We start from the raw sequence: 24,418 nt of genomic DNA on the forward strand, positions 1-24,418 counted from the left end.
TGTCGACAAAAGCCGTATTGTGATTTTCGGGAATGACCTTGTAGGGAATTTCACGTATAATCCAGCGCTCAAATATTCATGCCCCCGTGTGCTCAGTGCAATCGGGGAGTCGGGAAACATAACCCATTGAGGCAGGTAACGATGACAGAACGCGTTCAAGTTGGTGGCATTCAGGTCGCTAAGGATCTGTATGATTTCGTGAACAACGAAGCCATTCCAGGCACCGGTATTGATGCCGAGAAATTCTGGGCCGAGTTCGACAAAATTGTGAACGAGCTGGCTCCCCGCAACCGTGAATTGCTCGCTAAGCGTGATGCCATTCAGGAAAAGCTGGACACCTGGAACCGTGACCACAAAGGTCAGAAGCTGGACATGGCTGAGTACAAGTCATTCCTGAAAGAAATCGGCTATCTGGTTGATGAGCCGGAAGAGTTCAAGATCTCTACCGCAAATGTTGATCCTGAAGTTGCCACCATGGCTGGCCCGCAGCTGGTTGTGCCGGTGATGAATGCCCGTTTCGCGCTGAACGCGGCTAATGCTCGTTGGGGTAGTCTTTACGATGCGCTATACGGCACCGACGCACTGTCAGAAGAAGGCGGTGCGGAGAAAGGTCGTGGCTACAACCCGGTTCGCGGTGCCAAGGTTATCGAGTGGGCTCGTAACCTGCTGGACAGCTCTGCACCTTTGGCTACTGGTAGCCATAAAGATGCGGCCAAGTACTATGTCGACGGTGGCAAACTGGCGGTTAAACTGCAAAACGGTGACGTGACGGGTCTCAAAGACGAGTCTGGTTTTGTGGGTTATACCGGCGCTGCGGATGAGCCGACGGGACTGCTGTTGGTCAAGAACGGCATGCACTTTGAGATCCAGATCGATGCAACGCATCCGATCGGAAAAGATGATGGCGCAAACGTTAAAGACGTTCTGATGGAGTCAGCTCTGACCACCATCATGGACTGTGAAGATTCGGTTGCCGCGGTAGATTCCGAAGATAAGGTTCTGGCCTATAAGAACTGGTTAGGCTTGATGAAGGGTGATCTGGAGGAGTCGTTCGAAAAAGGCGGCAAGCAGGTTACTCGTCGCATGAATCCGGACCGTGCCTATACAGCGGCTGATGGCGGCGATTTGACCTTGAAAGGTCGCAGCATGATGTTCGTGCGTAATGTTGGTCACCTGATGACCAATCCTGCCATTTTGTTGAGTGACGGCAGCGAAGTTCCTGAAGGTCTGATGGATGGCTTGGTGACTTCTTTGATCGCTATTCACGATCTGAAGTCTACCGGCCAGCTCCAGAACACCACCAAGGGTTCTGTGTACATCGTTAAGCCGAAGATGCACGGCCCTGAAGAAGTTGCGTTCACCAACGAATTCTTCGGTCGTGTTGAAGATGCTCTGGGTCTGCCTCGCTTTACTCTGAAAGTGGGCATCATGGACGAAGAACGTCGCACCACGGTTAACCTGAAAGCCTGTATCCACGCCGCCAAAGATCGTACGGTGTTCATTAACACCGGCTTCCTTGATCGTACCGGTGATGAAATGCACACTTCCATGGAGTTGGGGCCATTCATCCGCAAGGGTCAAATGAAACAGGCGGCTTGGATCAATGCTTACGAGCAGTGGAACGTGGATATCGGTCTGGAAGCTGGCTTGTCCGGTGTTGCTCAGATTGGTAAGGGTATGTGGGCTATGCCGGATCTGATGGCGGGCATGCTGGAGCAGAAGATCGGTCATCCGAAGTCCGGTGCGAACACTGCATGGGTTCCGTCACCGACGGCTGCCACTTTGCACGCGACTCATTACCATCAGGTAAGTGTGTTCGATGTTCAGAAAGAGCTGGCTAGTCGTCAGCGCGCTGCTCTGGATGACATCTTGACTGTTCCGGTGATGGGCGATCCGTCTTCTCTGAGCGCTGAAGACATTCAGCAGGAGCTGGACAACAACGCACAGGGTATCCTGGGTTACGTTGTACGTTGGATCGACAGTGGTGTGGGTTGTTCTAAGGTGCCAGACATCAATGATGTTGGTCTAATGGAAGACCGCGCAACTCTGCGTATTTCTTCGCAGTTGCTGACTAACTGGTTGTACCATGGTATCTGCACTGAAGAGCAGATTGTGGAAACCATGAAGCGCATGGCTGCAGTTGTTGATCGTCAGAACGCAAACGATCCGAGCTACCGCAGCATGGCTCCAGGGTTCGATGGTATTGCATTCCAGGCCGCGATGGATCTGGTGCTGAAGGGTCGTGAACAGCCGAACGGCTACACTGAGCCTCTGTTGCATGCTTATCGTCTGAAGGCAAAAGCTAGCCAGTAATAAAGCTGAAGAAATAAAAAAAACCCCGCTTAAGCGGGGTTTTTTTATGGCTGCCGATCGGTCGGCGGCGCAAACGTTTGCGGTGGTGCGTTAGTCGGTGTGCAACACGTCAGCTGCATACAGGGTGTTTTCCAGCAGCTTGGCGATCGTCATAGGGCCTACGCCGCCCGGAACGGGCGTGATGTAAGCAGCGCGCTCTGACGCGGCCTGAAAGTCCACGTCGCCACATAGAGAGCCGTTCTCCATTCGATTGATGCCGACGTCAATGACCGTCGCGCCCGGTTGGACCCATTCGCCTTTGATGATGCCGGGTTTGCCGACTGCTGCGATGAGAATGTCGGCTTCGCCAACAAACTTCTCGAGATTATCCGTAAAGCGATGGCACACGGTTGTGGTTGCGCCTTTGAGGAGTAGTTCCATGCTCATTGGTCGCCCTACGATGTTAGATGCGCCAACGATGACGGCGTGCTGGCCTTTGTAGGGGGTGTCAATGGAGTCCAGCAGGGTGATCACGCCGGCTGGGGTGCATGGGCGCAGGGTAGGTTTGCGCTGCATCAGACGGCCGATGTTGAAGGGGTGGAATCCATCCACATCTTTGTCCGGGCGAATCTTTACCAGAATTGGGTCTGCGTCCAGATGTGAGGGCAGGGGGAGTTGCACAAGAATGCCGTCAATAGCCGGGTTCTCGTTCAGCTCATCTACCAGCGCCTCTAGCGCCTCTTGTGAGGTATCTTCGGGTAGGTCATAGGACAGCGACATGATGCCCGCCTGCTCGCAGGCTTTGCGTTTATTGCCTACATAAACGTGTGAGGCGGGGTCGCTGCCAACCAAAATAACCGCCAGACCTGGGGCTCTCAGCCCCTTCTGTGTGCGGGCTTCGACGCCGACAGCAACCTGCTGTCGAACTTGTGCGGCAATTTCTTTTCCTTTAATCAGTGTGGCGCTCATGATTCCGTCTTGTAGGTTGGGCATGAATAATGGTCTAATAATGAAGGTCAGGCATTGTCTCATGGTTCAGCATTCACGCCAACGTAAGTAGGCTGCTGAAAGGCTCTTCGTCAGAGGGGTTGTGAGAAGGCGATTTCATAATTATCTGAATGATTTTCAAATTCTTTGTTGACGGATGCGAAACTCGAAGGTAATATGCGCGCCAACTTTGCTGAAGCACTTGTTGTTCAGTTTATCGGGGTATAGCGCAGTCTGGTAGCGCGCCTGCTTTGGGAGCAGGATGTCGGGAGTTCGAATCTCTCTACCCCGACCATTTTTCTGAATATTCAGGTGGGCGAAAGGTCAAGCGCCCGTAGCTCAGCTGGATAGAGCATCCGCCTTCTAAGCGGATGGTCGCAGGTTCGAGTCCTGCCGGGCGCGCCATTAGGCTTTAGGTTCGGTCTGCACCGGGCTCGTCAAACCAGCAAAGTTAAAGCTAGACAGATTAAAGTGCCGCGAGGCACTTTTTTAATGTGGTGGACGTAGCTCAGTTGGTAGAGCTCAGGATTGTGACTCCTGCGGTCGAGGGTTCGAACCCCTTCGTCCACCCCACTTTTTATCTGTGTAGTTGTTTCCGAGTTTCTGAGGTCCCTCAGGTCATATTCGGGCATGCGAGAGTGGCGGAATTGGTAGACGCACTGGATTTAGGTTCCAGCGGGGCAACCTGTGAGAGTTCAAGTCTCTCCTCTCGCACCATCCTTCTTTATTTTTCTGGTTTCATCCCCATATTATACGTTTCCCGCTGTGATCATGCCGTTAAACCGTCATTCTGGTTGGCGCAATGATTCTCTCGGCAGGGTAAATCGTGATAAACTACCGGCTTTTAATTTTGCGTCCCGCCAGAGTGTTTTGCTCTATCTGGGATTTTGTCTTAATTTTCATTCACATACAGAATCTGTAATTCGAGGAACTTCCATGCAAGTGTCTGTTGAAACGACCTCTAACATCGAACGTCGCATGACGATTGGTGTGCCCGCCCAGGAAATTGATCAGGCGGTTCAGAAACGCCTACAGGAAACTGCTCGCACTGTTCGCTTGAACGGTTTCCGTCCAGGTAAGGTGCCCATGAGCGTGGTTAAGCGTCGTTTCGGTGACAGCATCCGTCAAGAAATCGTTGGCGAGGTTATGCGCGACAACTACATCAAGGCGCTGCAGGAGCAGGACATTAATCCGGCGGGCTGGCCTCAGTTTGAGCCAAAGACCATGGAAGAGGGCAAAGACCTCGAGTTCGTGGCTGTGTTCGAAGTGTTGCCCGAAATTGAGCTAGGTGACCTGAGCAACGTTAAAGTTGAGAAGCCCGTTGCTGAAGTAACCGACAAAGATATCGATACCATGATCGATAACCTGCGTCGTCAGCAGGCTCCTATGAAAGAAGTTAAGCGCAAGTCCAAGAATAAGGACGTTGTGACGATCGACTTCAAGGGCACCGTTGATGGTGAAGAATTTGAAGGTGGGTCCGCTGAAGGTCATCGTTTGACTCTGGGCTCTGGCCAGATGATTCCAGGATTCGAAAAGGCGATCGTCGGTGGTAAGACCGGTGAAGAGTTCGATATCGAAGTGACCTTCCCTGAGGATTACCACAACGAAGACCTGGCTGGAAAGCCTGCTACGTTTGCGATCAAGGTTGAGAAGGTAGAAGAGCCTCAGTTGCCAGAGCTGGACGCTGAATTCTTCCAGAAGTTCGGTATTGAAGCTGAAGACGAAGCCGGGTTCCGTGAAGAAGTGAAGAAAAACATGGAGCGTGAGCTGAAGCAAGCGGTCGCCAACAAGGTTAAGAATGACGTTGTTGAAGGTTTGCTGGAAACGACTGAACTGGACGTTCCCTCGTCTTTGGTCGATCAGGAAATCGATCGTCTGCGTCAAGAAGCCGTTCAGCGCTTTGGTGGTCAGGTAGACTTCCAGCAGCTGCCGAAGGAAATCTTTGAAGAGCAGGCTCAGCGTCGCGTTAAGACCGGTCTGTTGTTCCAGGAAGTGGTTAAGGCTAACGATTTGAAGGCTGACGCCGCTAAAGTAGACGAAAAGATTCAGGAAATCGCTTCTACTTACGAGCAGCCGGAAGAAGTTGTGGCTCACTTCAACAGCAGCCAAGAGCAGAAGACTCAGGTTGAGTCTGTTGTTCTGGAAGAAGCGGTTGTTGATCTGGTGCTGGGTCAGGCCAAAGTTAAAGAAAAGAAGATGAAGTACGAGGAAGCCGTCAAGGCTGGCCAAGCCCAGCGTTGATAGCTCGGGCATAGCCCTGAGTCGCTTTCTGGAAGCAGCCGGTGTATCCGGCTGTTTTCATCTGGGCTTACTGCTGGCAAAGTATAAGGGTATCTTGGCTTTCTATTCCGGATATCCTGCAGCAGGAGTCCATGCCCAATGTCTTTAAGGAGTTCAGGCACACATGACGCAAAAACCGTTTGATGGCCCAACAATGATAACGAACGCCGGTCTGGTGCCGATGGTAATCGAGCAGACGGCACGTGGAGAGCGGTCCTTCGACATTTATTCGCGCCTTCTCAAAGAGCGAGTGATTTTTCTTGTCGGTCAGGTTGAAGATCACATGGCCAACCTGGTCGTTGCTCAGTTGTTGTTCCTGGAATCCGAAAACCCGGATAAGGATATTCACCTGTACATTAACAGCCCGGGTGGTTCAGTCACTGCGGGTATGTCGATCTACGACACCATGCAGTTCATCAAGCCGGATGTGGCCACTTTGTGTATTGGCCAGGCCGCTAGCATGGGGGCGTTCCTCCTCGCCGGTGGCGCAGAAGGCAAGCGTGCATGTCTACCTAATTCCCGCGTCATGATCCACCAACCTTTGGGTGGTTATCAGGGGCAGGCAACGGACATCGAAATCCACACTCGTGAGATTCTGAAGATCCGCAATACCCTGAATACAATCCTGGCGCACCATACTGGGCAGGATCTGGAAACCATTGCTCGCGATACCGACCGTGACAACTTTATGGATCCGGATCAGGCTAAAGAGTACGGGCTAATCGATACAGTGCTTGATAAGCGCATATCGAATAACTAATACTGAAAGTCATCGCATCACCCTTAGCCTGCGTATTTAATGTTTCAGCAGGCTAACGAAGAACAGAGGTATTTCAATGGCAGATGAAAGAAACGGCAGAGGCGACGATAACGGCAAGTTGCTGTACTGCTCGTTTTGCGGAAAGAGCCAGCATGAAGTCCGTAAGCTCATCGCAGGGCCCTCGGTGTTCATCTGCGACGAGTGTGTTGATCTGTGCAACGACATCATTCGGGAAGAGATTCAGGAAAATGCCCAGGAAGAAGCGAGTGATCGCCTTCCGGTTCCGGCAGAGATCCGCGACACTCTGAACGAGTATGTGATTGGTCAGGATCGCGCCAAGGTTGTGCTGGCTGTTGCCGTCTACAATCATTACAAGCGCTTGCGTTACGGTGAAGGCAAAAGCGACGTTGAGTTGGGTAAGAGTAACATTCTGCTGATTGGTCCTACCGGTAGCGGTAAAACCCTGTTGGCTGAAACCCTGGCTCGTACGTTGAATGTGCCCTTTACCATTGCTGACGCAACCACTCTGACGGAAGCCGGCTACGTTGGTGAAGATGTTGAAAATATCATCCAGAAGCTGCTGCAAAAGTGCGACTACGACGTAGAAAAGGCCCAGCGCGGCATTGTCTATATTGATGAAATCGACAAGATTTCTCGCAAGTCCGACAACCCGTCCATCACTCGCGATGTGTCTGGTGAAGGCGTGCAGCAGGCGTTGCTGAAGCTGATCGAAGGTACGGTTGCGTCTGTGCCTCCTCAGGGCGGTAGAAAACATCCGCAGCAGGAGTTCCTGCAGGTAGATACAGGGAACATCCTGTTTATCTGTGGTGGCGCCTTTGCTGGACTGGAAAAGGTTATCCAGGAACGCTCAGAGCGTAGCTCAATCGGTTTCTCCGCAACTGTGAAAAGTCAGGATGACAGCAAGAGTGCTGGCGACATCATTCAGGATGTGGAAACTGAAGATCTGGTCAAGTTTGGTCTGATTCCAGAGTTTGTCGGCCGTTTGCCGGTTGTGGCAACGTTGACCGAACTGGATGAAGACGCGCTGGTTCAGATTCTGACGGAGCCCAAAAACGCTCTGACTAAACAGTATCAGAAGCTGTTTGATCTTGAAGGTGTTGAGCTGGACTTCCGTGAAGATGCGCTGCGTGCAGTCGCTCGTCAGGCTATGTCCCGAAAAACCGGTGCTCGCGGCTTGCGTTCCATCATGGAGGCGACCTTGCTGGACACCATGTATCAGATTCCGTCTGAAACCGATGTGTCTAAAGTGGTGGTCGATGAGAGTGTGATCAACGGTGAATCAGAGCCGTTCAAGATTTACGCCAACAGCGACCATGCGAAGGCTGCATCAGAGGACTGACTTTCTCGACTGACGAAAGATCGGTAAACGAAAAAGGGGCGTCTAACGCCCCTTTTTCATGGCTGCTGATAAAGTACCCGCCACGAATTTTACCCCGTAAAAGATTGCAATTGTTGTCTGCGCCCCAATGATGGGTGATATGCTGAATAAAATGCTTTCAGAGGATTCTCTATGACCCTTATATCCGAAGAAACCGTGCAAGAATATCCGCTACTTCCGCTTCGCGATGTGGTGGTGTTTCCGCACATGGTGGTGCCACTGTTTGTAGGACGCGAGAAGTCCATTCAGGCACTTGAGGCCGCGATGGAGGGTAGCAAAGAGATTTTGTTGGTTGCACAGAAGGATGCAGCCACAGACGAGCCTGGCCCTGCCGACGTGTTTGACATGGGTACATTGGCGACCGTGTTGCAGATGCTGCGTTTGCCGGACGGTACGGTCAAAGTGCTGGTAGAGGGTAACGCCCGTGCGAGCATTTCCGGTATTGAAGAAGGTGATTACCTGACGGCAGCGGCCGTCATGATGGACGAAGATCAGTTGCCTGAGCGAGAGCAGGGAGTGTTGAACAAGACCCTGCTGGGTGAGTTCGAAAAGTATGTAAAACTCTCCAAAAAAGTTCCGTCTGAAGTCTCTAACTCCCTGACTGGTATCAACGAAATTGATCGCCTGGTGGATACCATGGCGGCGCATCTTGATATGCAGATTCCTGAAAAGCAGGAGCTGCTGGAAGCGCTGGATGTCCGCAAGCGGGTCGACTTGCTGCTTGGCAAGCTGGACAGCGAAACGGACCTTATTGAAGTTGAAAAGCGTATCCGTGGCCGCGTTAAGAAGCAGATGGAACGGAGCCAGCGAGAGTATTACCTGAACGAGCAAATGAAGGCTATCCAGAAAGAGATGGGCCAGCTCGGCGAGGGGAATAACGACTTCGAAGAGCTTGAACAAAAGCTGGAAGAAGCCGGCTTGCCTGAAGAGGCTCGCAAAAAGACTGAGGCCGAGCTCAATAAATTGAAGATGATGTCGCCAATGTCTGCCGAAGCAACGGTGGTTCGCGGCTACATCGACTGGATGTTGGCGGTGCCCTGGAAAAAACGTAGCCGGGTGCGCCACGATCTCGAGAAGGCTCGTGAGATTCTGGACAAGGATCACTACGGTCTGGACGAAGTGAAGAAGCGTATTCTCGAGTATCTGGCCGTTCAGAGTCGGGTGAAGAAAGTGAAAGGTCCTGTGCTTTGTCTGGTAGGGCCTCCTGGCGTGGGTAAGACCTCGCTCGGCCAGTCGATTGCCAAGGCAACCAACCGTAAGTACACCCGCATGGCATTAGGTGGCGTTCGCGATGAAGCCGAGATTCGCGGTCACCGAAAAACCTATATCGGGGCTTTGCCGGGCAAGTTGCTTCAGAAGCTTTCGAAGGTTGGCGTTAAGAACCCGCTGTTCCTGTTTGATGAAATCGACAAGATGGGCATGGATCATCGTGGTGACCCCGCGTCTGCGTTGCTGGAAGTACTGGATCCTGAGCAGAACCACACCTTTAACGACCATTACCTGGAGGTGGATTATGACCTCTCTGACGTGATGTTCGTGTGCACATCTAACTCGATGGATATTCCTCCTGCTCTGCTGGACCGGATGGAAATTATCCGCATCCCGGGTTACACAGAGGATGAGAAGGTCAATATTGCGCTGAGATATCTGTTGCCAAAGCAGATTGTGGCGAATGGGCTGCGCAAGAACGAGTTAGAAATGCCGGAAGAAACGCTGCGGGATCTGATTCGTTATTACAGCCGTGAGGCGGGTGTTCGTGGCCTGGAGCGTGAAATCGCGAAAATCTGCCGGAAGGTCGTGCGGGAGCACGTAGAAAGCAGCGACAAGGCTTCGGTAACCATCACGCCAGAGATGCTGGAAGACTACTCCGGGGTGAAAAAGTTCAAATACGGCCTTGCGGAAGAGAACAACCAGATTGGTCAGGTGACCGGCTTGGCGTGGACTCAGGTCGGTGGGGAATTGCTGACAATTGAGTGTGCTTTAACGCCGGGTAAAGGTCGGGTTGTGAAGACCGGCTCACTCGGTGATGTCATGCAGGAGTCGATCCAAACGGCACTGACAGTGGTCAGAAGTCGTGCAACTGGACTTGGCGTAGCCGACGATTTCCATGAAAAGCATGACTTACACGTTCACGTTCCGGAAGGCGCAACGCCAAAAGATGGCCCAAGTGCGGGTATTGGGATGTGCACAGCGCTCGTTTCTTCACTCACAAAAATACCGGTCCGCGCTGACGTTGCGATGACGGGCGAGATCACTTTGCGAGGCCGAGTGCTGCCGATCGGCGGGCTTAAAGAGAAGCTGCTTGCCGCTCATCGTGGAGGCATTAAGACTGTATTGATTCCAGATGAAAATGTTCGTGATCTCAAAGAGATACCGGAGAATATAAAGGCGTCTCTGGAGATCAAGCCGGTTAAGTGGATAGACGAAGTTCTCGATATTGCTTTGGCGTATCCTCCGGAGCCGAGAGCGGAAGAAGGGGAAGAAAAAACGGCTTCCGCGAAAGGAAATGACGACTCCAATGATGCTGTAGAGCGCATAAATACACATTAAAGACTGGATGAGTTGTTGACATGCCGGAGAGCCCATTGGTATAACTGTTTCGCCGTGAAGCAGCCAATACCAAGGGCTCCCGCGCAGTATGTGCCTATTCCGAACACCGGTTAATCGCCGCAAGGAATAATAAAAGTGAAGAATGGAATTCTCCGACCGCTTATGCGATAGTCGTGAGCGTCCGCGAAAAAACAAACCAACCTATAACATCTTCAACCTGAAATCGAAGGGGTTTAGTGTGAACAAGTCCGAACTGATTGATGCAATTGCAGAATCCGCAGATATTTCTAAAGCTGCAGCTGGCCGTGCGCTGGATGCTATGACGAACACCATCACTGGTGCTCTGAAGAATGACGATCAGGTTACTCTGATCGGCTTCGGTACCTTTTCTGTGAAGGAGCGCGCCGCTCGTACTGGCCGTAACCCACAGACTGGCGCTGAGATCAAGATTCCGGCCTCTAAAGTGCCTGGATTCAAGGCAGGCAAAGCCCTGAAAGACGCTGTTAAGTAATAGCTCTTTCTCTGGCAGCTTCCGCTGGCGGAAGTTGCCATAAGAATTCAAGGCGCATTCCGAACAGGGTGCGCCTTTTTACGTTAAAGGCAGCCGGGGCTAGAGCTCACACAATAATCACCAGCACGACCTTGAACAGGGATTCAGAACTAACATGCTTCAAGATATTCGGGATAACGCCCAGAGTACCATCGCCAAGGTAATCGTTGGCCTTTTGATTGTTTCCCTTTCCATCTGGGGAATGGATGCCATTATTGGCGGTTTTACCGGTGAGCCCGAAGTGGCTACGGTGAATGGAACTGACATCACCGAACGGGAGTTCCTCCGGACCGTTCAGTTGGAAACCCAGCAGCGTCTGATGCAGATGGAAAACCCAGATCCATCGCTGGTGGATGAAGACCAGCTGCGGACCGACGTGTTGGAAGCACTCATTCAGGAAACCGTGCTGACGCAAGATGCCCAGAATCAGGGGCTGGAGCTTTCGGATGCGGATATTGATGCCTTGATCATGCAGATGCCCCAGTTTCAGGTGGACGGCCAGTACAGCCCTGAAAGGTTTGCTGCCACGGTCCGTAACCTGGGAATGGGTGTTGCCGAGTTCCGGGCAAGCATGCACAAGAGTTATGTGACCAATCAAATTCGAGCTGCGATCGCGCAAACCGCGTTGGCGGCTCCGGAGAACGCCGCTCGCTTGCTGGCGATGCAGAACCAGACCCGTGACTTCCGAGTCTTATCACTTTCCAAGGACGAAGTCTCTGATCAGGCGGACGTGTCTGATGAAGAAATTGCCGCTTATTACGATGACAACATGGCTCAATTCCAGGAGCCGGAAAATGTCGATGCTGTATACCTGACTCTGTCTCAGGCGGCTTTGGCTGAAACCATCGAAGTGAGTGAAGACGAGGTTCGGGCCGAGTACGATTCACGCGCTGAGCAGTTTGCCCGTGAAGAGCGTAAAGCCGCCCATATTCTGGTTGAAGCGGGCGCTGACGCTGATGAAACCGTTTCCACTATCCAGACGCGGCTGGCTGCCGGTGAATCGTTCGCCGATCTAGCAAAAGAGTTTTCGGTAGACACGGTATCCGGTCGTGACGGTGGTGATTTGGGTTACGCTGGCCGTGGTGTCTATGACGAAGCGTTTGAAGAGGCGTTGTTCGCATTGGAGAAGGGCGAAGTTTCTGAGCCGGTTGAAACCAATTTTGGTATTCACCTGATTCGCCTGGATGATGTCCGTCGTTCGGATGTGCCGGCGTTTGAGGAGCTTGAAGGCCAGCTTCGTCAGGAGCTGGCTCGTGTCAAAGCCCAAGAACGTTATGTTGAGGTTCGTGCTGATTTGGCAGACGCTGCCTATGCGGCGGACGACTTAGCGGGGCCTGCCAGCGAATTGGGTCTGGAATTGCGTGAAGTGCAGGACGTTACCCGTGATGGCGGTGCAGCACCTTTCGATCATGCAGGACTGGTGCGCCAGTTGTTCTCTGCCGATGTGTTGCAAGAAGGCTATAACACGGAGCTGATCGACGTGGGTGACAATGTATCTATCGTCGCGCGTGTGAAGACGCATCATCAAGCTCGTCAGCTTGAGCTGGCCGATGTTCGTGATGACATCAAGGCGACGCTTGAAGTGATGGCCACACGTGAAGCATTGCAAGCGAAGGCGAATGCGCTGGTGTCTGACATTGAGTCGGGGGATGACGTTGAACAGGGCAATTGGCAGCAATTTGAAGCGCAAGGTCGCGGTGCCGCTGGTGATCTGAGCCAGCTGGTTCTACGCAAAGTATTTACAATGGTGCGTCCAGAAGGAGAGCAACCTTCGGTAGACGCGGTTGTAGGTTTGGCCGAAGCTCATGTCATCGTGCTTGAGGCTGTCAATGAGGGAACTGTAGATCGTGAAAACGCCGAGTTCCAGCAGGTTCAGCAGTTCCTGACTCAGTTGGAAGGCCAGCGTGAGTACGCGGTGTATCAGCAATACCTCAGAGAAACTGCCGAGGTGGAGCGCAACTGATCTTTCGCTCCAAGGAAAAAGGGTGCTGAGGCACCCTTTTTTTTATGCCTTCGGATCAAGCGGGAAGCGCGTCGCTTTTAAGCTCTCTTTCACTTTTTTGAGGTGATGCAGGAAGTCCGGGCCCCGTTTCAGCGTAACCCCAGTTGCCAGTATGTCGATCACAGTCAAATGGATAATGCGGGACGACATCGGCATGTACACTTCGGTGTCTTCAGGCGACGTTACCCCGAGAACGGTGGTGCATACTTCAGCCAGAGGGGAGTCCGGGTTGGTAATGCCAATAACCGTGGCACCGTTCCGTCTGGCTATTTCCGCCGACTCCACAGACTCGCGAGTACGGCCGGTGTATGAAATCACGACAATGGCATCACCTACGCCCGCTCCGGCGGCCACCATTCGTTGCATGAGCGCATCGTCGTAAGAGGATACCGGGGTATTGAACCGGAAGAACTTGTGGCGAGCATCCAGTGCGACCGATGCGGAACCTCCCATGCCGAAAAATATGATCTGTTTCGCCTGAATCAAATAATCCACAACGGTTGAGATGGATTGGGGATTCAGCATCTGTCTGGCTTTGTCCAGACTGGCGATGGTACTGAGCATGATCTTGTCTGCATACTCGGTGGCACTGTCATCGGGCTTGATGTTTTCCCCCACATAGGGGGTTCCAGTGGCAATGCTTTGTGCCAGTCGTATCTTGAAATCGGGGAAGCCCGTGGCAGAAAAGCCTCGACAAAAGCGGTTAACGGTAGGTTCACTGACGTCGGCCGCCCTGGCCAGGGCGGCAATGCTGTAGCGAGTTGCGGCGCTGGGGTCACGGAGAATAGCACCGGCAACTTTACGCTCGGACTTATTGAGAGTTTCCAGACGGTTCTGGATTTCTTCCAGTAAATTATCTTCTCTACGGACCGCACTAACTGCCATACGGATTGCTCCCTGCCTGCACGCAATATGAGTAATGAAGCCTTCATTATACCTGCCCGGAAATAAAATCTGAGTAGTAAAAACGTCATGATTGGCGGTGCTTCTTGGATTCCTGGGTAGGCAGTGTCATTATTTAGCTAAAGTTACGACATAAATGCGCCACTGGGATGGGGAATTGAATGTCAGAGCCACTGCCAGCCTCTTGTGATCTTATGCTTTTCGGTGCGTTGGGGAACCTCGCCCGGAAAAAGCTCTTTCCTGCGCTCTATCAACTGGATCGGGCTGGTTTGCTCGCCGACAACAGTCGTATTCTGGCGATTGCCCGGCATGACCTGAGCATCGAGGACATGCGAGCGGGGTTGATCTCGAATCTGGAAGATGCGGTTGCGAATGAGGAGTTTGATCCGGAGTTGGCAGCAAGGTTTGCCGCGAGGGTGGATTACCAATGCCTGGATTTCACCGATACCGCCGGGTTCGCTGAACTGAACAGTTGGCGCAACCCGGACAATCACCTGATCGTTTATATGGCAACGCCACCAGCGATGTATGGGGTGATCGCACGGAATCTTAAGGACCAAAGTTGTTGCACCGCCCGCACTCGGGTCGTGGTGGAAAAGCCGCTGGGTCACGATTTAGCGTCATCCAAAGTGATCAACGATGCGTTGGCCGAGGTATATGACGAAAGCCAACTTTTCCGTATCGACCATTATCTGGGTAAAGAAACGGTACAGAACCTGATTGCCCTGCGTTTTGCTAACAACCTGTTTGCTTCCCAGTGGGATCAAAACCATATCTCGCATGTTGAGATTACGGTGGCTGAGAGCACCGGGATCGATGGTCGATGGGGTTATTTTGATAAGGCGGGGCAGGTTCGGGATATGATCCAGAATCATTTGTTGCAGTTGCTCTGCCTGATCGCGATGGACCCACCCGCGGATCTGTCGGCGGACAGTATCCGTGATGAAAAGGTCAAAATACTGAAGGCGCTCAAGCGAATCACGCCGGAGATGATGGAGCAGTACGTGGTGCGCGGACAGTATGCGGCAGGAGCCAGCAAGGGCAAGGTGGTACCTGGTTACCTGGAAGAAGAGGGCGCCGACAAGTCCAGCGTTACGGAAACCTTTGTCGCGATGAAGGTGGAGATCGATAATTGGCGCTGGTCGGGCGTGCCGTTTTACATGCGTACCGGAAAACGCATGCCCGAAAAAATGGCTCAGATTATTATTCATTTCAAACCGGCTCCGCACTACATCTTTGACCCCGATCAGAAACATCTGGCCAACAATAAACTGATTATTCGGCTGCAGCCTGATGAAGGCATGGCCTTGAAGATCCTCACCAAAGAGCACGGTTTGGATAAGGGGATGCGGTTGCGTCAAGGACCGCTGGAGCTGACGTTCTCTGAAACCTTTGGTGCTGAGCGTATACCGGATGCCTACGAGCGTTTGTTGTGGGAAGTGATGCGAGGTAGCCAGTATCTGTTCGTGCGGCGTGATGAAGTTGAGCATGCTTGGCGCTGGGTAGATCAGATTATCCAAAACTGGCGTAATTTGGGAGAGCCTCCGAAGCGATACTCCGCCGGCACATGGGGGCCTGTTGCCTCCATAGCGCTGATAACCAGAGACGGTAGGAGCTGGTATGAGGATGCCTGACTTGCCGCTTCCTGAGGGGGTTGTTCTCCATTCGGCAGAGACGCCGGAATCCATTGCTGAAACACTGGCAGACCATGTTGCGAACTACCTGAGGTTACGGCTTGCCGAGAACCCTGAGGCGACGCTGATGGTCTCGGGCGGATCAACGCCGCTGCCGTTTTTCCGGGCATTACGGGAAAAGCCTTTGGAGTGGTCTAGAGTTAAAGTGGCTCTGGCAGATGAACGCTGGGTGCCCGAGCATGATCCGGCCAGTAATGCGGCCTTGGTGAAAGCGGAATTGTTGCAAGGCGAAGCAGCTGACGCGCGGTTCGTCTTGTTCAATTATTTGAACAAAGACTCATCGGATGCGTTGCCTGAGCTTGAGGCCGCAGCGGCAGAATTAACCTTCCCGATCGATGTGTTGGTGCTGGGTATGGGCAATGACGGGCATACCGCGTCGCTGTTCCCTGATGCGCCGGAGTTGACCGATGCAATGGACAAAGACGGGGCGCCGAGCGTTATGGTCATGACGCCCCCTTCACAAGAGCACCAACGGGTGACCTTGACCTTGGCGGTGCTGGCGCAAGCTCGTTTCAAAGCGCTGCACCTGAAAGGAGAAGACAAGATTTCTACCTTGGCTCGAGCTGCAGAAGCTCCGGCTGATTGGTCTGCAATGCCGATTCGGGCGTTCATACGAACCGGGTTGAATATTTACTGGAGCCCCTGATGCCACAACTCTCGCGCGATCATAAGCTGCAAATTGAAAAGGTTCTGACCCGCTCGCTGGTCATACCGGTGATTACTGTCCATCGTTTGGCCGATGCTGTGCCTTTGTGTAAGGCGCTGTATGACGGGGGGATTGAGGTTCTGGAGATCACCCTGCGAACCGAGTTCGGGGTGGCGGCGATCAGCGAGGTTCGAAAGGCGCTACCGAAAGCGTTGGTCGGGGCAGGGTCGGTGCTCAGTATTGCCCAATACCGTGAGGTCGAATTGGCCGGGGCTCAGTTTGTGATTACCCCCGGAGTCACTGAAGCGGTGCTGGAATTTGGTGTCACGTCTGAAGCTCCCTTGTTACCCGGTATTTCCACTGCATCGGAATTGATGATGGGTCACATCCATGGCTACCGGCATTTCAAATTTTTCCCGGCTGAAGTGTCCGGTGGTATTGCTGCGCTGAAAGCGTTTGCGGGCCCGTTTCCGGATGTGAAGTTTTGTCCGACAGGTGGTATCCGCCAAGATACCGCGGCTGATTACCTTAAGCTGGAGAATGTAGGTGCAGTGGGGGGTAGCTGGTTAACTCCAGCCGATAGAGTTGCAGCGAAAGACTGGGCGGCGATAACCGATATCGCACGCGCCAGTCTTGTCGATGCCAGGCAGCAGAGGTAAACCTCTGATTAATCGATGTCGGTGCCTACCTGAACAATTTTCATGGTGTTGGTGCCGCCTTGGGCGTTGACGAAGTCGCCGTTGGTAATCACCACCAGATCACCTTGTTTGACGTATTCGCGTTTAACCAATTCTTCCAGTGCCAGATTCTTGACCTGCTCCTTTTCGTGGTTGGCTGAATCAAACGGCACGGTTTGAACGCCCCGGTACAGAGCGACCTTGTGCTGAGTCGAATGATGCCGGGAGAAAGCGAAGATCGGCAAAGCCGATTTAATGCGCGACATCAACCGCGGTGTTGAGCCGGTTTCTGTCAGGCAAATAATCGCTGTCACGCCTTGTAGGTGGTTTGCGGCGTACATGGCCGATAGCGCAATGGCTTCGTCGACGGCTTCCATGCTTTCGTTAATACGGTGCTTGGATTGGCGCATCGATGGGTGGCGTTCGGCACCTTTACAAATTCGCACCATGGCTTCGACCGCCTCAATAGGGTAGTCGCCCACGGCGGTTTCTGCCGACAGCATTACGGCATCGGTATAGTCCATCACCGCGTTGGCCACGTCCGATACTTCGGCTCGTGTCGGCATCGGATTGGTGATCATGGATTCCATCATCTGGGTGGCGGTAATCACCACGCGGTCAAGTACCCGGGCTCTGGCAATGATGTGTTTTTGCACAGCCACCAATTCCGCATCGCCAATCTCGACGGCCAAATCGCCGCGCGCGACCATCACTGCATCTGAAGCTTTGATGACCGCATCCAGTGCATCAGTGTCGTGAGCGAGTTCGGCGCGCTCTATTTTTGCCACCAGGCCAGCGTTGGAACCAGCTTCTTTCAGCAGTCGGCGAGCGACGTGCATGTCTTCAGCGGTGCGCACAAAGGAGACGGCAACGTAGTCTGCCCCCAGATTCGCGGCTGTGACGATGTCTTGCTTGTCCTTTTCGGTGAGTGCGTCAGCCGACAGACCGCCACCGCGCTTGTTCAGCCCTTTGTTGTTAGACAGCGGGCCGCCGATGAGTACGGTGGAGGTGATACTGTGGTCATCAACGGCCGTGACTTCCATTTCGATGCGACCATCATCCAGAACCAGGATGTCGCCCGGATTGACGTCGTTGATCAGCTCTTCGTAATCGATGCCCACAGAGGCTTCGGTGCCGGCAGCTTTGTCCATGGCGGCATCCAGTACAAAAGTCTGGCCGCGTTCCAGCGTTACTTTGTTGTCGCTGAAACGGGCGATTCTCAGTTTCGGACCTTGAAGATCGGCTAGTAGAGCCACGAAACGACCTTGTGCAGCGGCGGTTTCACGTACGTTCTTCGCCCGCTCAATGTGCTCCTGTGCGCTGCCGTGTGAAAAGTTCAGGCGGGTGACATCGACACCAGCAGCAATAATGCCCGCCAGTGCTTCTTTACTGTCAGTGGCGGGGCCAAGGGTGGCTACTATTTTGGTGCGCCGGAGCATAGGGTTTGTCCTTTTGGTGTGTCGTAAACGAAGCTTGTATTGAGTATGGTTAATTGAATCTGAATGTGAGTCTTTAAGGAAGTACACTTACGTCGTGTGTTTATCGATTGGGGAGTAGTGCCATGCAGCCTGTCGTTTCCAAGGTTACTGACCGAATTGTCGAGAGAAGTCGGGTTACGCGGCAGGCGTATTTGGCCCGAATGCAGGCACTGAAAGAGCAGGGCCCGCAGCGAGGGACTTTGTCCTGCAGTAATCTGGCACACGGATTTGCAGCGTGTCAGCCGGCCGACAAAGACCATCTTAAACTGATGAATCGAGCCAATGTGGCCATTGTCTCGGCTTACAACGATATGTTGTCTGCGCATCAACCCTATCATGGTTTTCCAGATGTTATTCGCGAAGCGGCTCATGGGATGGGCTCCGTGGCTCAGTTTGCCGGCGGTACGCCCGCCATGTGCGACGGTGTTACCCAAGGGCAGCCGGGCATGGAGTTGAGCCTGTTTTCCCGCGACACCATTGCCATGAGTACGGCAGTGGCGCTAAGCCACAACATGTTCGATGCCGTCACCTTACTTGGTATATGTGACAAAATTGTGCCAGGCCTGCTTATTGGTGCGCTGAGTTTTGGGCATTTGCCTGCCGTATTGATTCCTGCGGGACCAATGCCCTCTGGACTGCCAAACAAGGAAAAGCAGCGAGTACGCCAGTTATACGCGGAAGGCAAAATAGGCCGGGAGGAACTGCTAGAGGCCGAGAGTAAATCCTACCATAGCCCCGGAACCTGTACCTTTTACGGCACTGCCAACAGCAATCAATTATTGGTAGAGGTTATGGGGCTGCACTTGCCTGGTGCCGCATTTGTCCACCCGAACACGCCGCTGCGGGATGCATTGACCCGCGCTGCCACAGAACAAGTTATCCGTTTGTCACAGCCCCAAGGCGGTAAGCTTGGGTTGGCGGACATGGTCGATGAAAAGGCCATCGTGAACGCCTTGGTGGCACTGCTCGTGACCGGAGGCTCGACCAACCACACGATACATTGGATCGCGATAGCCAGAGCCGCAGGCATCATCATTGATTGGAATGATTACGCTGATCTCGCAGCCGCTGTGCCATCCATGACACGCATCTACCCGAACGGGCAAGAAGACATCAATGCGTTTCATGAGGCGGGTGGAACGCCTTACCTGATTCAGGAATTATTAAAGGCCGGGCTCCTTCACGAAGACGTGAACACCGTTATGGGGCCAGGGCTGGCCCAGTACGCGCGTATGCCGGAACTGAACGAGAAGGGCTTGCAGTGGTGTCCTGCGGCGCAGGAAAGCTTGCACCCGGAGGTGCTCAGTTCTGTGGCTCAGCCTTTTGCGCCAGATGGAGGGTTGAAGGTGCTTGAGGGAAATCTGGGGCGGGGTGTTATTAAGGTCTCTGCGGTTGCGCCAGAACATCACTGTATAGAAGCGCCCGCGGTCGTGTTTGATGATCAGAACGACCTGAAAGCCGCTTTTGACGCCGGAGATCTGGACCGGGATTGCATCGTGGTTGTCCGTTTTCAGGGGCCCCGCGCCAATGGCATGCCGGAACTGCATAAGTTGACGCCTTACCTGGGGGTTCTTCAGGATCGCGGGTTCCGGGTCGCCTTGGTGACGGATGGTCGTATGTCGGGCGCCTCGGGAAAGGTGCCTGCGGCCATTCATGTTTATCCCGAAGCTTTGGATAATGGGCCGTTGGCAAAGATTGAGGACGGCGACCTTCTCCGTTTGGACGCCGTTAACGGCCAGCTTTCCGTGCTGTTGGATGACGCTACCTTGAATGCTCGTGCCGGGGCCCGACGCGACCTTGCCAGTCAGCATCAAGGCTATGGTCGTGAACTGTTTGGCTGGATGCGCCAAGGTGCCAGCAATCCGGAGCAGGGCGCCAGTGTGTTTTGGACGTCCGAATTGTGACTGAACCTGCGGACAACGCCGAGTTGGGCTTCAGTGCGCTGATAGAACGAGTCCGTGCCTGCACGCTCTGTCGTGAGCAATTACCTCACGAACCTCGCCCCGTCGTTCAGTTGGCAGAATCGTCCCGGATTTTAATTGTAGGGCAGGCGCCAGGCCGTAAAGTCCACGAAACCGGCATACCATTCAATGATCCGAGTGGTGATCGATTACGGGAGTGGATGGGCATTGGTCGCGAGACGTTCTACGATGCTAATCGGGTGGCGATTTTGCCTATGGGATTTTGCTTCCCTGGTACCGGCAAATCTGGAGATTTGCCGCCAATCTCCCTCTGCGCTGATACCTGGCGGCATGCGTTGCTCGCCCGGCTGAAGCGCGTTGAACTTACTCTGGTTATCGGGCAGTACGCGCAAGCTTGGCATTTGCCTGATTGCCGAGGGTCCGTCACAGAAAATGTTCGAGCTTGGGCGCAGTACTGGCCAAGCCTTGTACCCATGCCTCATCCGAGTCCGCGGAACAATCGTTGGTTGCGAAACAATCCATGGTTTGAAGAGGACGTTTTGCCTGCCTTGAGAGCAAAGATTGATCAACTGCTTGGTTAACACCGGGCTTTCTTGAACCACTTCTCACTCCCGCCCCGACTGGCCTCAGCTGCAGCTATAGATTTGAGGCACAGTTATCTTTAAGCCGTTTCCGATTTCGGTATCTTACCGTTACATGATGTAACCACTTAGTTGCATGTCTAATAAAAACAGGGACTTTCCATAATGCTGCTGGTGTTGGCCGGGTCGATCCTCACGTTCGCAATGGTGCAGGAAGCTACCGAAGTAGAACCGTTTGATCGGGGTACCATTGTGCTCGAGCACAAAGTGGACTCCAGCCCCGTTGAACATCGTACGGATGTTCGCGTTGAGCCATTGGTAGAGCAAACGTTCCGAAACATCGTTCGGCAAGCCTACGATTACAGTTGCGGTAGCGCAGCGCTTACAACCGTCTTGAACAATTATCTGGGGCGAACACTTTCAGAGCGCCAGGTGATGGAAGGGCTGCTGCATTACGGTGAAAGTGAACGGATCGTTGAGCGTCGGGCATTCTCCATGCTGGATATGAAAAAGCTGGTGACCGCACTGGGTTATCCCTCGGGCGGCTTCCGCGCTGGTCTTGATGACTTAATGGAACTCGACCATCCCGCCATCGTTCCTATTCAACACGCAGGTTTTAAGCACTTTGTCGTTCTTCGCACCATTCGCGATGGCCGTGTCTATCTGGCCGATCCGGCCGTGGGCAATATCTCGTTTACCTTGGCTCAATTCGAAGAAAAGTGGGACGACAACGTGTTGTTCATTGTTTTCCCGGGGAGTGATAAGCCATTGGACAATCTGGAGCTGAAAGAGGAAGACCTCCGGTTTGTGGATGATCAGACCATGACACTGCTGGCGCAACATCAGATTCCGGCATTTCATGAGGCCACAGAACGGCGCCTGCAGAACCTGCTGGAACGACAGAAGAACAATCCCGACGGTAGTGTGGAAAACACACGAAAACAACTTTACTACCGTCGTAACTAATTTTCGGGTTAAGGCTCGGGACAGGAATAAAATCAATAAGAGTAGGGAGTCAGGATGAATCGTTGGTTAGTGCGAGGCTTTTTCCTTGTTTCCACGGCAGGTCTGCTTCCAGGTATGGCGCTTGCACAAGATGGAAGTGTGGATCAGGCGCGGGAAGCGCTTTCGCGTCAGGATGGGGATGAGGATTCCAGCCGTCAGCTTGAAGAAGTGTTCCAGGCAGCGGAAAAAAACTACTCATTGCAGAAAAAGGGCACTCATTCCCTTAACTACTCTTTTGATTATTCTTATACCGGCGATCAACGCCTTGATCTGTCCATTACGGACGGTTCGGTTCGTAATTTGGATGTGGTGCCCTCGGCCACTCACAGTTTTACAAATGCCTTTTCATACGATTACGGGCTTCTGGATAACCTGACCATCGGTGCTCGGCTTCCCCTCGTGGTTAAGTACGACACCGAAGACGAATTGAACGTGTACGACATGGGGGATGTTTCCTTCACCGGCCGTTGGCAGCCTTTTGCCTACGTGCCGGGGAAAATGTCGACCACCTTTTTTGGCACCCTAAGCACCAAAACCGGTGTTAGTCCCTACGAAATCGACATTAAGGAACAGCTGTCTACGGGCAGCGGTTACTACTCGGTTGGTGGCGGTCTGAGTTTATCCAAGGTCCTGGATCCGGTGGTTGTATTCGGCTCCCTAAGTGCAACGTACAACATTACCGCGGACGACTTGGAGCAAGTGCGTGGTGGTCGTCTGCTGACCGAAGTCGAGCCCGGTTTCGGGCTTTCCGGGTCGGCCGGTTTTGCCTACTCACTGTCTTACGATATTTCATTGAGCATGTCCGCTCAGGTCAGCTACAGCGACGAAACGATTCTGACCTTCTCGAACGGCGATCAAGCCGTTGCACAAGACCAGATGACTGGATTCCTGAGTATGTCTCTCGGTACCCGCGTCAGTGATATGACGATTGTGAATACCAGTCTGGGAATCGGTCTGACGGAAGATGCTCCGGACTTTTCCCTGGGTGTATCCCTTCCCATTAATTTCTCTGGCCTCAAAGAGTGATTGGCGCCGCAGATATTCTAAGGGAAGAGGATGTATTTCATGGGACAACCTAGCTACAAACAGCCCATTCTGGCGACTCTGATTGCTGCCGGTCTTTCATGGGGTGCTCAGGCGCAGATGACGCAAAACCTGACGATCCACCCGAAAGCGCTGGCGCTGGGCAACGCCGTGACGGCAGATCCCCCTGGGATCATGTCGATTCACTACAATCCAGCCGGTCTTACTAAATTGGACGGCCGCCAATTGGAAGTGAATATTCTCAGTATCTATCTGGATATTGATGCGGATTTCATTGCCGATGAAGAGTACGAGATTTTTGGTATTAAGGGTCTGGAAATAGATCCTACTACCGGAGAGCAGCGTGACCCCGTAGCCAACAGTCACAGTCACACGAATAATGTGGCACTTTACGTGCCGGGATACGGTGTTCTTCGACTGCCGCCGGGGCCCGCGGTTGCGCCCTCAGCGGGGATCAGTATTAAGTCGCCCGGTTCGAAACTCACGTTTGCCAACGCTTTTTTTATGCCGATGGCAGCGGGCTTTTATCGTGACAAAGATGATCCAGGCCGTTACCAGCCTCAAGCGACTGCGCTTCAAAGAACCACCTATCTGTCGCCGACAGTGGGCTATGAAATTAATGACGAGTGGTCTGTGGGTGCTGGCATTCATTTGTCACATTTCGGATTAGCCGCAGACCAGTACATGCGGGCCCCCAACATGCTGCTCGGTGTGGCCGAAGTACTGCAGGATGCCTTCAACTGCGAAAGTGGCGATGAGCCATTACAACCTTGGTTGGCTTTGTGTGGGGGGAACATAGGGCCCTTCGATGATATTGGTGCGTTGAGCCTGAACTTGCAGGAAAGTATCTCTCCGACCTATGCGTTGGGTGTTATGTGGGAACCGACCGACTGGTTCCGTTGGGGGGCAAGCTATACCTCTGAAGCGGACATGAACCTGAAAGGTCAGTTCGAGATTCAATATACGGATGATTGGGCTGGCTTCTGGCAGGGTCTTAACGGGTCGGTGCTTGGCGCGATCACCTCCTCCATACTCAGCCTGCCATCCGGAGCGCCCCGGGAAGCGGGTAACGTGTCGATGGATCTTGTGTACCCGCAGCACTTTCAAACCGGGATTAGTGTGGATGTACACCCCAAGCTGTCGTTGAATGCGGATATCGGGTGGACGGATTTTGCTCAATGGGATGCGTTTAATTTGAGGTTTGACCGAGATCTTGAGTTCCTGAATGCCGCCAGGATCTTGTCGCCTGACAACGCGACTCCGAATACGTTGAAACTCCCGCTTGGATTCAAAAGCCAATGGAACTGGGCATTCGGGATGGAATTCCATGCCTCGTCACGATTGGACCTGCGCGCGGGCGTGGAAATTCGGGACTCTGTGATTCCGGATGATCAGCGATCGATTATGGCGCCCTTCGGCGGTGCGAATCTTTACAGTATTGGTATGGGGTACCGATGGGATAAAGATACCGAGATCGACATGAGTCTATCTTACTTACAGTCGATCGAAACCATTCCAGCGGATTCCAGCTGTAACGTAAACTGCGACAATATAACGAATATTATCTATAACCCTTATGCCGGTATGGACATCAAAACCTCGTTGCGTGTGGTCATGGCCGGCCTGAGTTTCAGGACCAAGTTCTGAT

At 53.1% G+C, this 24,418-nt stretch carries 18 protein-coding genes and 4 tRNA genes; 19 read left to right on the top strand and 3 right to left on the bottom strand.

Features of this window, described 5'->3' with window-relative positions:
- Positions 1 to 141: 141 nt before the first annotated feature.
- Positions 142 to 2,313, top strand: coding sequence for a malate synthase G (locus tag VOI14_RS03405; RefSeq protein WP_323750632.1), 2,172 nt, complete (start codon positions 142 to 144; stop codon positions 2,311 to 2,313).
- 90 nt (positions 2,314 to 2,403) lie between these two features.
- Here VOI14_RS03405 and folD read toward each other — a convergent pair whose 3' ends face one another.
- Positions 2,404 to 3,261, bottom strand: a complete 858-nt coding sequence (gene folD, locus VOI14_RS03410) for a bifunctional methylenetetrahydrofolate dehydrogenase/methenyltetrahydrofolate cyclohydrolase FolD (protein ID WP_323750633.1) — start codon at positions 3,259 to 3,261, stop codon at positions 2,404 to 2,406.
- 236 nt (positions 3,262 to 3,497) lie between these two features.
- Here folD and VOI14_RS03415 point away from each other — a divergent pair.
- The 10 genes from VOI14_RS03415 to VOI14_RS03460 all read left to right on the top strand — a co-directional run bounded on the left by VOI14_RS03415 (position 3,498) and on the right by VOI14_RS03460 (position 12,781).
- A tRNA-Pro gene (locus tag VOI14_RS03415) sits at positions 3,498 to 3,574 on the top strand.
- A 33-nt stretch (positions 3,575 to 3,607) separates the two neighbouring features.
- Positions 3,608 to 3,684, top strand: a tRNA-Arg gene (locus tag VOI14_RS03420).
- A 92-nt stretch (positions 3,685 to 3,776) separates the two neighbouring features.
- A tRNA-His gene (locus VOI14_RS03425) sits at positions 3,777 to 3,852 on the top strand.
- 59 nt (positions 3,853 to 3,911) lie between these two features.
- A tRNA-Leu gene (locus VOI14_RS03430) sits at positions 3,912 to 3,996 on the top strand.
- Positions 3,997 to 4,215: 219 nt separating this feature from the next.
- A complete protein-coding gene (gene tig, locus VOI14_RS03435) occupies positions 4,216 to 5,520 on the top strand; it encodes a trigger factor (protein WP_323750634.1) in 1,305 nt (434 codons plus the stop codon).
- A gap of 163 nt (positions 5,521 to 5,683) precedes the next feature.
- Positions 5,684 to 6,319 (top strand): ATP-dependent Clp endopeptidase proteolytic subunit ClpP, encoded by a 636-nt coding sequence (clpP, locus tag VOI14_RS03440; RefSeq protein ID WP_323750635.1) that lies wholly within the window; start codon positions 5,684 to 5,686, stop codon positions 6,317 to 6,319.
- Between the two features lie 76 nt (positions 6,320 to 6,395).
- On the top strand, positions 6,396 to 7,679 hold the full coding sequence (clpX, locus tag VOI14_RS03445) for an ATP-dependent Clp protease ATP-binding subunit ClpX (protein WP_323750636.1): 1,284 nt from the start codon (positions 6,396 to 6,398) through the stop codon (positions 7,677 to 7,679).
- 171 nt (positions 7,680 to 7,850) lie between these two features.
- Complete coding sequence (gene lon / locus VOI14_RS03450; protein WP_323750637.1) at positions 7,851 to 10,268, top strand: endopeptidase La; 2,418 nt, start codon at positions 7,851 to 7,853, stop codon at positions 10,266 to 10,268.
- A 238-nt stretch (positions 10,269 to 10,506) separates the two neighbouring features.
- On the top strand, positions 10,507 to 10,779 hold the full coding sequence (locus VOI14_RS03455) for an HU family DNA-binding protein (protein ID WP_114333466.1): 273 nt from the start codon (positions 10,507 to 10,509) through the stop codon (positions 10,777 to 10,779).
- Between the two features lie 154 nt (positions 10,780 to 10,933).
- Positions 10,934 to 12,781 carry a SurA N-terminal domain-containing protein gene (locus VOI14_RS03460; RefSeq protein ID WP_323750638.1) on the top strand — a complete coding sequence of 616 codons (1,848 nt, stop codon included), beginning with the start codon at positions 10,934 to 10,936 and terminating at the stop codon, positions 12,779 to 12,781.
- Between the two features lie 42 nt (positions 12,782 to 12,823).
- Here the strand turns inward: VOI14_RS03460 and hexR are convergent, their stop codons facing one another.
- The gene (hexR, locus tag VOI14_RS03465; protein ID WP_323750639.1) at positions 12,824 to 13,705 is read right to left on the bottom strand and encodes a transcriptional regulator HexR; all 882 of its coding nucleotides are present in this window, start codon (positions 13,703 to 13,705) and stop codon (positions 12,824 to 12,826) included.
- A 179-nt stretch (positions 13,706 to 13,884) separates the two neighbouring features.
- Here hexR and zwf point away from each other — a divergent pair, with 179 nt between their 5' ends.
- From zwf to VOI14_RS03480, 3 genes are read left to right on the top strand one after another with little or no spacing between them, the layout of a single operon-like run.
- Positions 13,885 to 15,357, top strand: a complete 1,473-nt coding sequence (gene zwf / locus VOI14_RS03470; RefSeq protein ID WP_323750640.1) for a glucose-6-phosphate dehydrogenase — start codon at positions 13,885 to 13,887, stop codon at positions 15,355 to 15,357.
- Positions 15,344 to 16,063 (top strand): 6-phosphogluconolactonase, encoded by a 720-nt coding sequence (gene pgl / locus VOI14_RS03475; RefSeq protein WP_323750641.1) that lies wholly within the window; start codon positions 15,344 to 15,346, stop codon positions 16,061 to 16,063. The genes zwf and pgl overlap by 14 nt, the downstream gene beginning before the upstream one ends.
- Positions 16,063 to 16,722 (top strand): bifunctional 4-hydroxy-2-oxoglutarate aldolase/2-dehydro-3-deoxy-phosphogluconate aldolase, encoded by a 660-nt coding sequence (locus VOI14_RS03480; protein ID WP_323750642.1) that lies wholly within the window; start codon positions 16,063 to 16,065, stop codon positions 16,720 to 16,722. The genes pgl and VOI14_RS03480 overlap by 1 nt, the downstream gene beginning before the upstream one ends.
- A gap of 8 nt (positions 16,723 to 16,730) precedes the next feature.
- Here VOI14_RS03480 and pyk read toward each other — a convergent pair whose 3' ends face one another.
- The gene (gene pyk / locus VOI14_RS03485) at positions 16,731 to 18,179 is read right to left on the bottom strand and encodes a pyruvate kinase (RefSeq protein WP_323750643.1); all 1,449 of its coding nucleotides are present in this window, start codon (positions 18,177 to 18,179) and stop codon (positions 16,731 to 16,733) included.
- Positions 18,180 to 18,301: 122 nt separating this feature from the next.
- Here pyk and edd point away from each other — a divergent pair, with 122 nt between their 5' ends.
- The 5 genes from edd to VOI14_RS03510 all read left to right on the top strand — a co-directional run bounded on the left by edd (position 18,302) and on the right by VOI14_RS03510 (position 24,417).
- Positions 18,302 to 20,122, top strand: a complete 1,821-nt coding sequence (gene edd, locus VOI14_RS03490) for a phosphogluconate dehydratase (protein ID WP_323750644.1) — start codon at positions 18,302 to 18,304, stop codon at positions 20,120 to 20,122.
- Entirely contained in the window at positions 20,119 to 20,721 is a 603-nt protein-coding gene (locus VOI14_RS03495) for a uracil-DNA glycosylase family protein (RefSeq protein WP_323750645.1), read from the top strand. The genes edd and VOI14_RS03495 overlap by 4 nt, the downstream gene beginning before the upstream one ends.
- A gap of 165 nt (positions 20,722 to 20,886) precedes the next feature.
- On the top strand, positions 20,887 to 21,687 hold the full coding sequence (locus VOI14_RS03500; RefSeq protein WP_323750646.1) for a C39 family peptidase: 801 nt from the start codon (positions 20,887 to 20,889) through the stop codon (positions 21,685 to 21,687).
- Between the two features lie 54 nt (positions 21,688 to 21,741).
- On the top strand, positions 21,742 to 22,752 hold the full coding sequence (locus tag VOI14_RS03505) for a transporter (protein ID WP_323750647.1): 1,011 nt from the start codon (positions 21,742 to 21,744) through the stop codon (positions 22,750 to 22,752).
- A gap of 39 nt (positions 22,753 to 22,791) precedes the next feature.
- Positions 22,792 to 24,417: an OmpP1/FadL family transporter gene (locus tag VOI14_RS03510; RefSeq protein ID WP_323750648.1), complete on the top strand. Its 1,626-nt coding sequence runs from the start codon at positions 22,792 to 22,794 to the stop codon at positions 24,415 to 24,417.
- Position 24,418: the final 1 nt, after the last annotated feature.

Origin of the sequence: Marinobacter sp. (assembly GCF_034669625.1) — a bacterium.
Classification (GTDB): Bacteria; Pseudomonadota; Gammaproteobacteria; order Pseudomonadales; family Oleiphilaceae; genus Marinobacter.

Bases quoted from the DNA above. Each gene is read 5' to 3' on its own strand.
- VOI14_RS03405 (WP_323750632.1), top strand. From the start codon at position 142: ATGACAGAACGCGTTCAAGTTGGTGGCATTCAGGTCGCTAAGGATCTG.
- folD (WP_323750633.1), bottom strand. From the start codon at position 3,261: ATGAGCGCCACACTGATTAAAGGAAAAGAAATTGCCGCACAAGTTCGA.
- tig (WP_323750634.1), top strand. From the start codon at position 4,216: ATGCAAGTGTCTGTTGAAACGACCTCTAACATCGAACGTCGCATGACG.
- clpP (WP_323750635.1), top strand. From the start codon at position 5,684: ATGACGCAAAAACCGTTTGATGGCCCAACAATGATAACGAACGCCGGT.
- clpX (WP_323750636.1), top strand. From the start codon at position 6,396: ATGGCAGATGAAAGAAACGGCAGAGGCGACGATAACGGCAAGTTGCTG.
- lon (WP_323750637.1), top strand. From the start codon at position 7,851: ATGACCCTTATATCCGAAGAAACCGTGCAAGAATATCCGCTACTTCCG.
- VOI14_RS03460 (WP_323750638.1), top strand. From the start codon at position 10,934: ATGCTTCAAGATATTCGGGATAACGCCCAGAGTACCATCGCCAAGGTA.
- hexR (WP_323750639.1), bottom strand. From the start codon at position 13,705: ATGGCAGTTAGTGCGGTCCGTAGAGAAGATAATTTACTGGAAGAAATC.
- zwf (WP_323750640.1), top strand. From the start codon at position 13,885: ATGTCAGAGCCACTGCCAGCCTCTTGTGATCTTATGCTTTTCGGTGCG.
- pgl (WP_323750641.1), top strand. From the start codon at position 15,344: ATGAGGATGCCTGACTTGCCGCTTCCTGAGGGGGTTGTTCTCCATTCG.
- VOI14_RS03480 (WP_323750642.1), top strand. From the start codon at position 16,063: ATGCCACAACTCTCGCGCGATCATAAGCTGCAAATTGAAAAGGTTCTG.
- pyk (WP_323750643.1), bottom strand. From the start codon at position 18,179: ATGCTCCGGCGCACCAAAATAGTAGCCACCCTTGGCCCCGCCACTGAC.
- edd (WP_323750644.1), top strand. From the start codon at position 18,302: ATGCAGCCTGTCGTTTCCAAGGTTACTGACCGAATTGTCGAGAGAAGT.
- VOI14_RS03500 (WP_323750646.1), top strand. From the start codon at position 20,887: ATGCTGCTGGTGTTGGCCGGGTCGATCCTCACGTTCGCAATGGTGCAG.
- VOI14_RS03505 (WP_323750647.1), top strand. From the start codon at position 21,742: ATGAATCGTTGGTTAGTGCGAGGCTTTTTCCTTGTTTCCACGGCAGGT.
- VOI14_RS03510 (WP_323750648.1), top strand. From the start codon at position 22,792: ATGGGACAACCTAGCTACAAACAGCCCATTCTGGCGACTCTGATTGCT.